Source organism: Salinisphaera sp. G21_0, from assembly GCF_017744115.1.
Taxonomy (GTDB): domain Bacteria; phylum Pseudomonadota; class Gammaproteobacteria; order Pseudomonadales; family Endozoicomonadaceae; genus Endozoicomonas.
In genome coordinates this window covers 179757-193754 of the sequence record NZ_JAGHQW010000003.1, presented here as the reverse complement: position 1 = coordinate 193754, position 13998 = coordinate 179757, and the positions used below count along the sequence as shown (strand labels likewise).

At 48.6% G+C, this 13998-nt stretch carries 12 protein-coding genes and 1 pseudogene; 1 reads left to right on the top strand and 12 read right to left on the bottom strand.

From position 1 onward, the window contains the following. Positions 1 to 110 (top strand): annotated as a pseudogene (locus J7439_RS27460) (IS982 family transposase); the annotation flags it as partial. A 217-nt stretch (positions 111 to 327) separates the two neighbouring features. Here the strand turns inward: J7439_RS27460 and J7439_RS02750 are convergent. The 12 genes from J7439_RS02750 to J7439_RS02695 form a co-directional block, all read right to left on the bottom strand. Further along, positions 328 to 2307, bottom strand: a complete 1980-nt coding sequence (locus J7439_RS02750) for a polysaccharide biosynthesis protein (RefSeq protein ID WP_209200151.1) — start codon at positions 2305 to 2307, stop codon at positions 328 to 330. A gap of 277 nt (positions 2308 to 2584) precedes the next feature. After that, positions 2585 to 3133 (bottom strand): sugar transferase, encoded by a 549-nt coding sequence (locus J7439_RS02745; protein WP_209200150.1) that lies wholly within the window; start codon positions 3131 to 3133, stop codon positions 2585 to 2587. Position 3134: 1 nt separating this feature from the next. After that, positions 3135 to 4145, bottom strand: a complete 1011-nt coding sequence (locus J7439_RS02740; protein WP_209200149.1) for a UDP-glucose 4-epimerase family protein — start codon at positions 4143 to 4145, stop codon at positions 3135 to 3137. Between the two features lie 28 nt (positions 4146 to 4173). Further along, positions 4174 to 5316 carry a glycosyltransferase family 4 protein gene (locus tag J7439_RS02735; protein WP_209200148.1) on the bottom strand — a complete coding sequence of 381 codons (1143 nt, stop codon included), beginning with the start codon at positions 5314 to 5316 and terminating at the stop codon, positions 4174 to 4176. Positions 5317 to 5362: 46 nt separating this feature from the next. After that, the gene (gene asnB / locus J7439_RS02730; protein ID WP_209200147.1) at positions 5363 to 7321 is read right to left on the bottom strand and encodes an asparagine synthase (glutamine-hydrolyzing); all 1959 of its coding nucleotides are present in this window, start codon (positions 7319 to 7321) and stop codon (positions 5363 to 5365) included. Positions 7322 to 7323: 2 nt separating this feature from the next. Then, positions 7324 to 8463 carry a glycosyltransferase family 4 protein gene (locus J7439_RS02725; RefSeq protein WP_209200146.1) on the bottom strand — a complete coding sequence of 380 codons (1140 nt, stop codon included), beginning with the start codon at positions 8461 to 8463 and terminating at the stop codon, positions 7324 to 7326. Positions 8464 to 8830: 367 nt separating this feature from the next. Further along, the gene (locus J7439_RS02720) at positions 8831 to 9070 is read right to left on the bottom strand and encodes a hypothetical protein (protein WP_209200145.1); all 240 of its coding nucleotides are present in this window, start codon (positions 9068 to 9070) and stop codon (positions 8831 to 8833) included. A gap of 184 nt (positions 9071 to 9254) precedes the next feature. Beyond that, positions 9255 to 10322 carry a glycosyltransferase gene (locus tag J7439_RS02715; protein ID WP_209200144.1) on the bottom strand — a complete coding sequence of 356 codons (1068 nt, stop codon included), beginning with the start codon at positions 10320 to 10322 and terminating at the stop codon, positions 9255 to 9257. Beyond that, on the bottom strand, positions 10322 to 11491 hold the full coding sequence (locus tag J7439_RS02710; protein WP_209200143.1) for a glycosyltransferase family 4 protein: 1170 nt from the start codon (positions 11489 to 11491) through the stop codon (positions 10322 to 10324). The genes J7439_RS02715 and J7439_RS02710 overlap by 1 nt, the downstream gene beginning before the upstream one ends. Further along, positions 11488 to 12309 (bottom strand): class I SAM-dependent methyltransferase, encoded by an 822-nt coding sequence (locus J7439_RS02705; RefSeq protein ID WP_209200142.1) that lies wholly within the window; start codon positions 12307 to 12309, stop codon positions 11488 to 11490. The genes J7439_RS02710 and J7439_RS02705 overlap by 4 nt, the downstream gene beginning before the upstream one ends. A 44-nt stretch (positions 12310 to 12353) precedes the next feature. After that, positions 12354 to 13175, bottom strand: coding sequence for a DUF2194 domain-containing protein (locus J7439_RS02700; RefSeq protein WP_209200141.1), 822 nt, complete (start codon positions 13173 to 13175; stop codon positions 12354 to 12356). Further along, entirely contained in the window at positions 13172 to 13984 is an 813-nt protein-coding gene (locus J7439_RS02695) for an FkbM family methyltransferase (protein ID WP_209200140.1), read from the bottom strand. Before J7439_RS02695 ends, J7439_RS02700 begins: the two co-directional genes overlap by 4 nt. Positions 13985 to 13998: the final 14 nt, after the last annotated feature.

Sequence of the window (13998 nt, the reverse complement as noted above, 5' to 3'; positions counted from 1 at the left end):
TCAACTTTGCTGTAAATCTGATAGCTGGCCTCATAGCCTATACCAGACAACCCAGAAAGCCTCATATTGATGTTTCTGTACTAACAGAAGGTGTACCCATGGCTTTCTGAGCGTCGAACTCACGTTAAACGGCAAGCGACCAATGAACCTGCGGCAGATGCAAAGCCTGGCTGAACGATTTGATTTGCCGGTGACTCTTTTTCTGGAGCATGAGGGGCATTGATTGTCGTTGACAGTAACCGTTTCCAGTAAAAGAAAAGACTAAAGCTTTATACGGGCGGTTACGGGCAACGGGTACGATCTTTTACGGACAACAGGAACGATCTTTCAAGAAACTTCATCCTTAACCGCCCAATGCCCCGGATGCCGATAAAGCCAATCCACCACCTTACTACTGGGCGCATAACCTTTCACATAGCGCAACAACAACTCCCGGGTAATGCTATAGCGGTGTTCTTTCAGGCTCTCGATCATCTCAGACAGAACAACCTTCAGATGCTCCCAAGCCAGCAACTCCTCAAAGGCCCGGCTGATACGGGGGTGAATAGTGCCCTCGACGTTATCGCCAATCAACAGCTCCTCATACAACTTCTCGCCGGGGCGAAGGCCGGAAAAACGGATTTCAATATCCCCGTCCGGGTGTAATTCATCCTTTAAAGACAGGCCGGAAAGGGAGATCATTCGTTTTGCCAGATCGACAATTTTCACCGGCTCGCCCATATCCAGCACAAATACATCGCCCCCCTGCCCCATGGCACCGGCCTGAATCACCAGCTGGGCGGCTTCCGGAATGGTCATAAAATAGCGGTTAATTTCCGGATGAGTCACCGTAACCGGCCCACCGGTACGGATCTGCTCCCGGAACAGGGGAATCACCGAACCGCTGGAACCCAGCACATTACCAAACCGCACCATGGTAAAACGGGTATTATTGGGAATCACCGTACCCGGCGTGGACCCGAACAGCTCCGGCTGAAACAGCCGGATCTCTTGCTCATTACTCAAGGCCTGCAACACCATCTCCGCCAAGCGCTTGGAGGCACCCATCACATTGGTGGGCCGCACTGCCTTATCGGTAGAGATCAGCACAAACTGCTTCACTCCCGCCAAAATGGCGGCCTGGGCAGTATAGAGCGTACCCAGCACATTATTCCGCAACCCCTGGGAGACGTTATACTGAACCAGCGGCACATGCTTGTAGGCGGCAGCATGGTAGAGGGTATCGACCTGGTAGGTGTTCATCACATCCAGCAAACGCACCGGGTCATTGATCGACCCCAGCACCGAAATCACCGGAATATCCAGCCCCAGCGTGCGGATAGAACTCTGCAGTTCCTGATCAATGGTATAAAGGTTAAACTCCGAGTGCTCCAACAGCACCAGCATTTTCGGCTTTCTAACCAGTGCCTGCCGGGCCATCTCGGAACCGATGGAACCACCGGCACCGGTGACCATCACCACCTGGTCAACAATATCCTGCTCCACCAGTTCGGCAATGGGGGCCACTTCATCCCGGCTCAGCACATCGCCGATATCCACTTCCATAATCTCCTGCACCCGGGCCCGGCCACTGGCCAGGTCCTGAATACCGGGCATGGTTTTAATGGGCAGGCCAAAGGTTTCCAGATGCCGGACAATCTCCCGCCGCCGCTGGCGGCTGGCCGATGGAACGGCCAGCAGCACCTCCTGGGCACCGGTTTGCAGAATCAGACGATCCAGTGCATCCGGGGCAAATACACGACAACCCGCGATGGTTCGCCCCCGTAGACGCACATCGTCATCGATAAAAGCCACCGGACGAAACTCTCTTGAATGCTCCAGTGCCTCAACCAGCTGATTACCGGCCTCACCGGCACCATAAACCGCCACCGGCTGGCCACGCAGCTCATGGCTTTTGGCTTGGGGCAACTTAATGGGGGCAAAAAGAATATCCCGGAACCTGAAGCCCCGCAGCCAGAAGCGAACCCCATAGCGACTTACCCCCAGAAACAGGGCTGATAGCAGCCAGTACAACACCGGTACACTGCGAGGTACAGGAACCCCAAGCAGGGTAATGGCCACAGTGAGCATGAGAAAAGAAAGGAAACTGGCCCGCAGGATAATAAACGACACATGCTGCCCCATATAGCGCAGCAGTGCACGATACAAGCCCAAGAAGTAGAAGACCGGCAAAGAAATAACCGAGGCCAACAACCCTGAGATGTAAAAGGAATTGAGATAATGGGGCACAAAATCTTTATAGCCCAGGCGCAAATAGAAGGCACCGAACAGGGCTAGCCAGACGATCAGCAGGTCTACCGCGAGCATGGTGAGGGTTTTCTGATTTCTGGATAATCTAAGTAGTTTTTCTCTCATGTTCAGCCTTTGGCTGCGTTTCCCGTTTCCCGTACCCGTTGCCCGAAAAAGACAAGCTACAGTCTTTACAGGCATCGGGGGGGCAGGTAACTGGAAGTGGAAAATTTGGGTAAATTACAGATGCGGAACATAACAATCTTCGGCTGAGCTGCCCGTTACCCGAAAAGATAAGCAAACGCTTTTACGGGCAACGGGAACGGGTAACGGGCACGGCCAACTGGGAGCGATCTCAACGCACCCGATCCCCCTGCCCACTGCCAGTAGCGGTCATCAGTACGTACTTGAAATAGCCCCGAACCGTCAAGGACTCAATCATCTGGCGATCAGTTTCAGCGAGCAGTTCGGGGGTAGACATATCAATATGGTTAACCTGGGCTAAACCCGTAATACCCGGCAGCACATCATAAACACCCAGCCTGTCTCTGGCGGCAATCAACTCTTCCTGGTTGAAAAGATTGGGGCGTGGTCCTACAAGGCTCATGTCGCCTTTAAGTACATTCCAGAGCTGAGGGAGTTCATCGAGTTTTGACTTTCGCAAAAAACGCCCCAATGGCGTGATAGAGGATGATGAAGCCAGGTGGCTGGCAACGGATGCTGTATCCACCTTCATGGTTCGGAACTTAACCAGGGTAAAGGGTTTCTTATTTCGGCCGACCCGTTCCTGCCTGAACAGAGGGGAGCCGGTATCGAACAGACCGATAATATAAATAATCAGCAGGATAGAAGAGCCAAATAACAACCCGAGTAATGCAAATATAAAATCAAAAAAACGGATCACTTTATTGTTTACCTTCCAACTTTTTATCTTCAAATCGTTTGCCTTCAAGATAAGCCGCTATTGTGGCGCTTATACCTTGTTGAACGGTAAAGGGAGGTTTCCATCCCAACAGATTCCTGGCTTTGGCCGAATCAACCTGTAAATCACCGATCAGCCGATCAATGACCCCTGACTTACCTGAAAGCCGACCAGCCATGTGAAATAATGATGCGGGTAGAGAAAACAAACGTGCAGGCCTACCCAGTGCAACTCGCATCATCCTGAGTAAAACCGTCAGGGATAAGTCCTCACCATCAGAAACCATAAATGTCTGATTGGCCGCAGCGGGATGATCAATGCACTTAATAATAAAATCAACCAGATTGCCTACATACACCATACTGCGTTTGTTGTTGATCGCGCCAAACGGTAAAGGAATAGGGGTGTCAGCAAGCTTCATCAAACTAAGAAAGTTGGCTTTTACGTTTGCACCATAAACAAGCGGTGGACGGATAATAACAACTTCCATGCCTGTTTGATCAGCAATTTCTCTTATGCCGATTTCTGCTTCGTATTTTGAGAGGGCGTACGGGTCTTCAGGTGGTACAGTACAAACTTCATTCAAAGTGTATCTACCAAAGGTTGACTCACCATTAACTTTGATGGTGCTTATAAAAACAAAACGTCGGACGCCGGCTTCTGCCGCCTGGTGTGCAAGATTTAATGTCCCATCTAGATTTACCCTTCGAAACTCAGCAAGGGCATCATGATGAGTATCAGACATAATATGAACGCGGGCAGCAGCATGAACTACTGTATCAATATTCTCTAATATGCATGACCAGTCTGTTTCTGCGTTAATATCTGTGATAGATACTGCATTATTGTAGGGTTTGCGATAAACGGGTATCCCAATAAATTGTTTCACCGGCAAAGAGTCTAATAAAGCAGAGCCAACAAAACCGCTGGCTCCAGTGATTAAGCATTTTTTGAGAGCGCCATTCTCTACCTTGTTTCCCTTATTTAATGACATAACTCAATATCTTTCTTGGGGCTAATGTTCAATCGTCACCGAGACTCGCAAGATCCAGTAACTCTTGATAGATTTGCAGATGAGCTTTAACCACTTTTTCTATACCGTAATCCCGCTCCGCCAACTTACGACCCGCATTACCCATGGATTGTCTCAACTCTGAATTAGCAAGTAAGTCTTCAATGGCATCCGCAAGAGCCAAAGCATCTCTGGGCGGCACCAATAGACCCGTCACGTTCGGTTCAATGGCATCACGACAGCCAGGCTGATCCGTAGTGATGACTGCCCGACCAGTGGCGGCCGCTTCAATCAATACCTTAGGTAAACCCTCGCCGTAGTAAGAAGGAAGAACCACCAGGTTTGCGTTGGCAAACACATCAGCGATATCGGTTCGGTATCCCAGCGGCTCAATTAAACCAGACGCTCGCCAATGCTCAATTTCCTTGTCACTGACAGAGGAAGGGTTACCAGGGTCCGGAGTCCCCACCAGACAGAAATGGGACGCTACTCCCCGATCTTTCAATAAACGGGCTGCCTCGACAAACTCAAGCACACCTTTTTCTTTTAACAAACGGGCGGCAAGCGTCACCACGGGTATACCAGCTGGTTCTGGCTTTACCGGATAATCCGCAAGGTCTACACCGGAGCCGCGTATAAGAACTGCCTGGTCTTCCCGAACAACTCCAAATCCTGTCAACAAGGCCTTATCATCAGGGTTTTGGAAAATCGCTTTGAGGTTAGGATGTTGTAGGGCAAACCGATACAACATCTGGACACCACGACGCAGCCCGGCAACCACGCCTCCACGCGCTACGAAAACGGAGCCAAGACCGGAAATTGCCACCAGCACAGCAGGCACTCCAGCCAGACGGGCCATTAAGCCCCCATAAAGCACTGGCTTGATGGTCACCAGATGAAGCAAATTCGGTTCGATCCGGCGTATCAGATGCCATAACGCCCAAAGACACGACAGCTCCAACCATGGATTGGTGCCCGAACGGGAAAGTGGCAGCTGGTGGTGCACAAATCCCAACTCTCTTATCTGTTCACAGGCTGGCCCTGGTCCCGTGGCAATCTGCACACAATAGCCTGCCTCACGCGCAGCCAGCGCCAGAGGGAGGCGATGGGACAAGAAAAATTCGGGGGCATTTACGATAAAAAGTATCTTCACGCGGGGTTGTTTCTTTTTGAATTAAGAGTTAACTGTCAACACATGTTCACCTTATGCCTTCAAGCCACGCTTGAAACATCAGAACATCCCAAAGGTGATACTGCCAATTTCGTCGGCCGGACAAGTGTTCAGCCCATTTCTGGCGAATGGGTGCAGGATCAAAGTAACCTTCCTGACGCAGGCGGGCTTCATTCAGCAGGCTTTCTGCCCAGTCGCGGAGCGGACCGCGCAGCCAGCTGTCGATAGGTACACTGAACCCCATTTTAGGGCGTTCGATAAGCTCCCTGGGCACATACTTGTATAACACTTCCCGTAGGATCCACTTGCCCTGGCCATCACGAATTTTCATGTCCAATGGCAATCGCCAAGCAAATTCCACCACGCGGTGATCCAGCATCGGGACCCGGGTTTCAAGGGAAACACCCATGGCAGCTCGATCCACTTTGCAGAGAATATCATCGGGGAGGTAACTGAGTGAATCCAGTGCCATCATCTGTTCCAGAATATTATTTAGGTGCAGTTGTGGCTGGGTGACCTGTGTCGGAGGCTCGACTCCGTTGATCACTATTGATGCTGGATCGGGCCAGTGGGTAACAAAATGACGGTATAGTCCTGAATTATTGCTAACTGCCAGCACATCAGCAAGCTTGGAAACAAGATTACCGAGGTTGTGCCAGCGCTTGTTATTGCCAGTAATTCGCGCAATATTTTCACCAAACTGATCCCAAGTACAGGACGGCAGTATCTTGAGACACCGACCTGTGAGACGACGAAGTGGGGGGGGGATCCTGCAAATAGACTCCCACCAGCGCTGCGTTTTGACATAACGGTTATATCCACCAAACAATTCATCTCCAGCATCTCCCGAAAGCGAAACAGTGACATGCCGGCGTGTCATTTCTGATACGAGGAAAGTCGGCACCTGAGAAGAATCCGAAAACGGCTCGTCGTAGAGTGCAGGAAGACGCGGAATTACATCCAATGTCTGCTGGGGTGTCACATACAACTCGGTGTGCTCCGTACCCAAATACTCTGCCACAGCTTTGGCATGCACGGCCTCGTTGTAGCTGGCTTCGTTAAAACCGACGGTAAAAGTCTTCACTGGCCTGGACGACTGCGACTGCATCAAAGCTACAATGGTAGAAGAATCCACACCGCCAGAAAGAAACGCCCCAAGGGAAACATCAGCGATCATTTGTTGTGCAACAGCGGAACGCAGCAAGGTGTCAAGTTCATTAACAGCCTCTATTTCGTTGCCGGTAAACGGATTGAAACGGCCATACTCTACAGCCTTCTGGAATGACCAGTACGGCCAAGGTTCGCTTTGCCTACATTTTTCAGAACTGGTTACCTTAACGCAATAACCGGGCTGTAGTTTATTTATGCCGGAATAGATCGAATAGGGCGCTGGAATATAGTTATGGCGCATCTGGAGCGCAATAGCGCCGCGATCAATTTCGGCTTTAAAAGCCGGATGAGCCTTAAGAGCCTTAAGTTCAGAACCAAACAAAAAGACACCCTGCTGCCAACCGAAATAAAGTGGTTTTTCACCCATGCGATCACGAGCAAGATAAAGCGATCTTTCATTCTTATCCCAGAGTGCCAGAGCAAACATTCCCACTGTACGACGAAGCGTTGCTTCAAGTCCCCAGGCATCAATCCCTGCTAATAGAGTTTCCGTATCCGAATGGCCCCGCCACGCCGTGCTCTTTCCTGAGGCTAGGCTGTCAAGTTCCAGCCTCAGTTCCAAGTGGTTGTATATCTCTCCGTTAAAAACAATCACAAAACGACTGGAGTCGGAAACCATGGGCTGATGACCGGCCGAAGACAAGTCCAGAATAGATAAGCGCTGGTGTACTAATCCCACCTGCGCCTGATTGTCACACCACCACCCTGTATCATCTGGGCCTCGATGGTGGATAGCATCCCCCATATGTTGTAAAACCGATGGAATAGAATCCCTGTGAAGATTTTGATAACCAATAAAACCCGCAATTCCACACATGCTCAGGTGCCTTTCATTAACTGCAAGTAGAACTCCTCATATCGTCGAGTGACGTCTCCAATTTCATAACGATCACGGACGCGCTGCCGCGCGCAGATACCAAGCTGGTTCCGCTTTTCAGCAGGCCATTGCAATAATTCGATGAGGTGCTGAGCAAGAGCGACCATGTCGCCAGGAACAACTACCCGACCAACTTCGCCGACGATTTCAGCAGAATCGCCGACGTCGGTCACGACACAAGGCACACCGCAGGCCATGGCTTCGCCAAGCACATTGGGAAATGCTTCCCCGAAAGAAGAAGAAGCCAGCAGGTCGAAGGACGCCATCAGGCGGGGTATATCCTGGCGTCGGCCAAGAAGGTGTACATATTCCATCAACCCTGCCCGTGCAATCAACGAAGTAAGTGACTTGTTATTCCCATCTATCCCTGCCCCCGCCAGCACAAAATGAACCTGAGGCAAGGTTTTGTGTACTAATTCAGCTGCTTTAATGAAACCCGGATGATTCTTTTGGGGGTCGTCTCGCGCGATCAACCCCACCAATGGAACATCTCGGCCCAGATCCAACTCTTCACGCAACGCGTCCCGCGCTATCGCATCAGGCAGGAAACGCGAAAGATCAAATCCATTGGGAATTAACACCATCTTGTTGGCATCGTAGCCGGCCGCCACATGGTTGCTTTGTGCCTGTTCAGAGCAGGTCAAAATACAGCTGGGCAACCAATGTGAAATATGAGCACAGATCTTCATAACCAGCAAGGTAGAGCTTTTGTTATGCGCAAATGAAAGGTTACTTTGCCGCACTCCCCAGACAATCGTTTTAACCCCCGCTATTCTTGCTGCAAGGCCTCCCAGGAGATCGGCATGATACATCCAGGAATGAACAATATCGGGTCTTAACTTACGCATCAGGCGGACTAAACACATGAACTTGACTGGGGACGGTACCTTTGGTTTCATATCCAATGAGTGAACCCGAATACCAGATTTCTCAATCAGGGGGCCTATCTCTCCCGTAGTGGTTAGTGAAATAACCACAGGTTTAAAGCGACGTCGATCTAACTTCTGTAGAACTTTTAGCAGCATCGTTTCCGCGCCACCGGTAGAAAGGCCAGTAATTACAAATATTAATGTGATAGGCATTTAGTAAGCTCTTTGATCAGGCAGCAATTCCTGCTCTTTATACGCCGATGATCGTTTAAAAGTTAATTATCACTTACCTCGTAGATCACTTTAGATGAGGCTTTATTGATTGTAGGCAGATTACGTTAAACAAAATCTAACAGCAAACTGTGCGAACAGTGCCGATCATGTAGCGATCTTGTACATGTATACGACAGTAAACCCAGTGATATCAAGGGATTGGTTTTGTTTTTTTATATCACCGCACAATTTTTTCATTATCAAATTTGTGAGTTAGTTATATGCCGCTACACCCCCCTATTCTCCAAGGGTAAAAATGATTTCATGCCAACTTTAACGAGAATTGACGTATGTTCACCGGGAAATGCTAACCAAGTGTCATCGCCATTAAATCAAGTCTCAGGTTAGAGATGCCAGAAATATAAGAGACAAAAGGCAATGCTAATGCTGCCAATGAAAATATTACCAGCCTCAGAAACTGGTATATTGCACGCGCATCTGGATCATAAACAAATCCAGTAAAATACCCTATCGAATAACATACAATCAAGCAGATAACAGCAAGGGTAGGTATCTGACAGGAGGCAAAAAAAATTACAGATTGCATTGACACCTCTGGGCATAAAGAAAATAAACCAAATTACTGAAAACAATAACATGAATTCATTTAATCCAATACCGGCCACACCAATTTGCACGCCAAGCGATAGGCCTATACCTGTGAAAACAGCATTGGGAAATATGCTGATCTGGCTATACTTGTGCGGTTAAAGTTTGACACGTTCATCAATTCAAAGAAGCCATTTTCTGGCAATCTTGGTCACTTCGAAATCCACCACACGCATCAGGCTTTGCTCTCCAAATTGTCTACGCTGTGCAGAATTATTGATTACCTCCTGTAAGGCTTCGGCCAAGTCGTTAACACTGCCATCATTGACCAGCCACCCACTAATCCCATTCTCGATAATTTCCGAAGGCCCATAATTGCAATCAAATGCAACCAACGGGCATTTTTGGCTCATGGCCTCCATAAGTACATTGGGCCACCCCTCATGTCTCGAACTCAAAACAAAACAGAGCGCATGGCGATACCAAGGCCAAAGGTTCTCTTGTGCACCCGGCATGTATAAGCGATCGGAAATCCCAAGTGTTGCGGCTTGAGATTCCAAAGCTTTACGCATATTACCTTCCCCCAAAATTACCAGATGTACGTTTTTGTCATCTAGTCGGGTGAAAGATGTCATCAAACGATCAAACCCCTTTTGCCAGTGCAGACGACCGACCCCCAGTATATAGCGGTCAGGCGCATCGGTAGGCTTTGATAATGGAGTTGCTAAAGTTGGTGCAAGAGTCGGAGCGGGGTTAGGAATGCTAATCAACCTTCGCTCTGGCACACCTATACCAGACAATGCCTGAGCAACACCGCTTGACACAGCAACCACCTTGTCAGGCATTCGATAAAATAGCGGAATAAGTTGCTGGTAAAAAAACGGAAAACGCCCCGGATCATTTCGAACACTCACCCATAAACGTGATCGCACTCCAGCTATAAGCCCGGCCAGAATACAGGGAAAATTAGCGCTTTCCATAAAACTGATCACTCTGTCCGGTTTCACTTCCCGAAAGAGTCGAGCAAGGCTAACCACTCGCCGTATCGCCTGAACGCCTTTACCTAACCAGCCCCTGTTTGCAGATAGCTCCAAATCGACCAGGTCACCACCATAGGTATAGGCAGTATTGCTGGCGTCGAACACTGCAATCTTGACTGTATGCTCCTTTGCCCATTCCTCGCTAAGCAAGGAAACGACACGTTCAGCACCACCACGATGCAGCGAGGGTATAACGACCAGTAGTTTCATCAGGCCCGCCCCTTAATCACTTTCCGATAGAAAGTCTCCAGGCGTTTGGCGATATTGGGCCAGTCCAGCCTTTGCACAAACTGACGCCCCGCCTGGCCATAACCTGAACGATTGGCCGCCTCCGCCAATTCCACCAACGTGGCTGCCAATGGGGCACTAACCAATGATGGGACTACACGCCCCGCTTTCGCCTCAGTAATCAAGACCTGTAAATAGCCAACATCGGTACCAATAACTGGCAACCGATGGGCCATGGCCTCCAGGGTGGCAATGGAGAAGCTCTCATAGCTTGATGTCAGTGCGAAGATATCGGCTATGGCTAACCAGGTATGAACCTGCTGCTGGTTCTGATGGCCAAGAAAATGGATCTGGCTGGATATACCCAGCTCTTTCGCTGTTCGCTTCAGCTCAGCATCAAGCGGCCCATCACCGACAAACATCCAGTGCCATATAACCCCCTGCCCTCTGGCTGCCGCTATGCCTTTTAATAAAAGATGGTGGTTTTTTACCGGTACAAGGCGAGCCGTGGTGATCCCCAACAGATCGTCTAACCCTATGCCCAGCTGCTTACGTAATACACAACGGTCAGGTGTCATCGAATCGATGGCTGAAAGATCAATCCCTGGCTCAATGATCTCGAATTCTTGCCCTGGCATAAAACCCATTTCCAACAAGGACCACTCGGGCGAGCCATGGGTGAACAAGCCAAAAAGGGGGGTAACAACCAGCTGTGGTAAACGGGTACGAACACGCCCGGAGGGTGGGCCCGGAAGCCATGAAATTACCGGCTGCTTATACCTGCTCAGCAGCTTTTGGGGCAAACCAAACAATGAGCAACACTGCACAATATCAAAAGTATTTTGTGCAAGCGTCGCAAACCAGCGAAGCACCGCTCGTTCGAACAGGGCATTGTCGAGGTGATAGAACGCAGCGGTCAGCTTGGTGTTGATTTTTTCCGTCGCATAGGCGAAGCGTCGGAGGTCAGGTGTTGCAACATAAATAACCTTCAGGTTAGAGAAGCTATTTCTTGCTTCCCCCCACAAAGGCTTTCCCGTAATAAGAGTGACCTCATGACCACTGTTGGCTAAATGAAGAGCGGCGTTATAGTCGAAGGACTCACCACCACCAAACAGAGTACCCAGTGCACGATTAACAATCAGTATTTTCATTCCGGTCTTTGCAGATACAGTATTGCTGCCCCGCCCCGCTTCCCTGCCAGTTTATCTAAAAACAATCGATCCATTGCACAAATAAACCTATACAACTGACGATCAAATACGGAGTTTCTAAACAGCATGCCCTCCAATACCCTCGTAAGGGTATTTTTATACTCTGTTTGAACCAGCCTGAATCCAGCGTGTTGTAGTGTGGCTGCCAATTCGTCAACATGGATATCTTTATGATGAGGAGATGGCGGTACTTCCTTCCATGGTTCACGCAGAGCCTTTATACGGAAATGATTTTTAATCCGCAATGGAGCATAGAAGAGCTTCATGATGGTTCGCCACAACCTGGATCGCTCATAAAACCAATCTTCATTCGGTTCATGCACGATCAGTTTCCCTCCTGGCTTTAATAAAAAGAACAGTTTCTCAGCAACCATCTTGATATCAGACATATGGTGCAGGGTGCCAAGACAGGTAATCACATCGTACCCCTCCCCCGGCAAATCACTGATTTCCTGAATTGGCGTCTCATAGAAAGTAGCACTTGGATTCATTTCCCGGGCAATCACTAGCATATCGGGAGATATATCAAGACCGTTTAACTCTATCCATCCCTGCCGTTTCAGTAATGAAAGAAACCAGCCCGTGCCACAGCCTACATCAAGGATGCTGTCCTTCTTGACAACACCGGCATCTTCCATTAGTTGAACAACTTCATTTTTATATCCTTCATAAGCAAGCAGCCTATTGTAGTATGTGTCAATGTAGATATTGGCTTGAAATCTTTCTGACTCAATTTCGCCTGCATATTGACTATTCATAGATATTAGCTACCTTCCTTTTTTATTGGCATTAAGAATCACTGTCATAACCTATTAAAACAATGTGAAACCTGCGTAAATACAAACCCGGTCTTACGAGCCTGATCAATCAGCATTGAAAGTGTTTCATGCATACTTGGTGAATCTCTGAATTCCCAATAATGGGTGGCAATAATAAAGGGAGCCTGAATAGTTGCACATGACTTGAGACTGCGCATCAAATCGTCAACATTGGCGCGAGGTGTCAGTGCGTAAGCTCGTAGTTCCTTAACGCCACCCAGTGCCAGAGGATAGGGATAGGCCTCACCTTTAAACAGTCGCCACCCCCAACGCTTGAGGTATGCAGCCGGGTAATCTCTCGTCCAGGGGCGATCCCCTCCGCGCCCCATAATGCCCGATAGATTAAGGCCTGCATGTCTGATGGTGCGTATTCCTGCTTTGCCTATGGTGTTGCTGGGCGGCACAAAGACCTTGATTTCAGCCTCCAGCAACTGCTCAAGATACGCCTTGCCGCGTGCCGTTTCTTCTAACAGCTGTTGTACAGACTTCCACCCGTATTCACCAATCCATCGACCATTAATTTGTTGGTAGAGATGATTATAACCGTGCAGCATGATCTCAACATGACCTAGACGGATCTTTTCTTTCAGCCACTCCACCAGAGGTTTGTTTTCCCCCAGCGGCATTTCAGCATCGGGCGGATAACGGTTGTTAAAACTTCTGCCACGATGCTCCGGTACGGAAAATGGTACGGTGGCAAGTGACACTGGTATCTTTCCCCAATAAGGTGCATAGACAGCATCAAGTTCATCAGGAGAAGTAAAGTACGATGTGTCATCGTCACGGATTGCAAATGCAGAGGTCACGGCTTACTCCGTCTGAAAGCAACAAGATTTTGCGTTGTCATAAACCGTGAACTATCCATATCTACAATAGGGTTCCCATTGGGGTATTGGATGACAAAGCCGCGAGTTGATAAAAACTGTAATAACTGTTGGCATTCTGCTCCAGCTTTCTGCAGCATTGGTTGGGAGATTTCAAAATAAATTTTATCAACCCTGTCGATAATGTCTTCTGCACCCGTTAGCACAAAATATTCATACCCTTCAACATCAATTTTTAACAAGTTGATTCGCCTTGCTCCAACGTATGTGGGAAGCAATTTATCAAGCCGAGTCATATACACTGCCACCGGACCATTCTCTTCAACCTTGTTTTGGTCATCCGCTGCTCCATCTGAAAATCTGACAAAGCCATTTTGATCCCACATGGCTGCCAGTACAGGAATGATTTCGGCCCGGTTTAGCTGTATATTTGCCAGGAACTCTTGAAATGTTTTTGGGTTAGCTTCGATAGCAACGCAAACACCTCCGCTGCCAATGGTCTGAGCTGCTACCAGAGACAACGTACCAATATTGGCACCTACATCTACATACACATCTCCAGGCATTAAATTGTTTTTAATGAAGTTAACATCATCGGCTCGCTGGTCTGCACCTTCTGCCAAAATAGATTGGGATAGTTTTGTATGACCCAGATATACTTTTGAACCATAAAAGTTCAACTGAGGTTTAAGCCCTATTTTTGGAAGTAATCTGGATAATAAGAATCTAAATGGGTTGGGTTGCCTGACTAAAATAGAGAGCTGCTTAATCATGTAAATTTTTAAAATCAAAATTTGAAAGTTTA

Bases quoted from the DNA above. Each gene is read 5' to 3' on its own strand.
- J7439_RS02750 (WP_209200151.1), bottom strand. From the start codon at position 2,307: ATGCTCGCGGTAGACCTGCTGATCGTCTGGCTAGCCCTGTTCGGTGCC.
- J7439_RS02740 (WP_209200149.1), bottom strand. From the start codon at position 4,145: ATGTCATTAAATAAGGGAAACAAGGTAGAGAATGGCGCTCTCAAAAAA.
- asnB (WP_209200147.1), bottom strand. From the start codon at position 7,321: ATGTGTGGAATTGCGGGTTTTATTGGTTATCAAAATCTTCACAGGGAT.
- J7439_RS02725 (WP_209200146.1), bottom strand. From the start codon at position 8,463: ATGCCTATCACATTAATATTTGTAATTACTGGCCTTTCTACCGGTGGC.
- J7439_RS02720 (WP_209200145.1), bottom strand. From the start codon at position 9,070: ATGCAATCTGTAATTTTTTTTGCCTCCTGTCAGATACCTACCCTTGCT.
- J7439_RS02715 (WP_209200144.1), bottom strand. From the start codon at position 10,322: ATGAAACTACTGGTCGTTATACCCTCGCTGCATCGTGGTGGTGCTGAA.
- J7439_RS02710 (WP_209200143.1), bottom strand. From the start codon at position 11,491: ATGAAAATACTGATTGTTAATCGTGCACTGGGTACTCTGTTTGGTGGT.
- J7439_RS02705 (WP_209200142.1), bottom strand. From the start codon at position 12,309: ATGAATAGTCAATATGCAGGCGAAATTGAGTCAGAAAGATTTCAAGCC.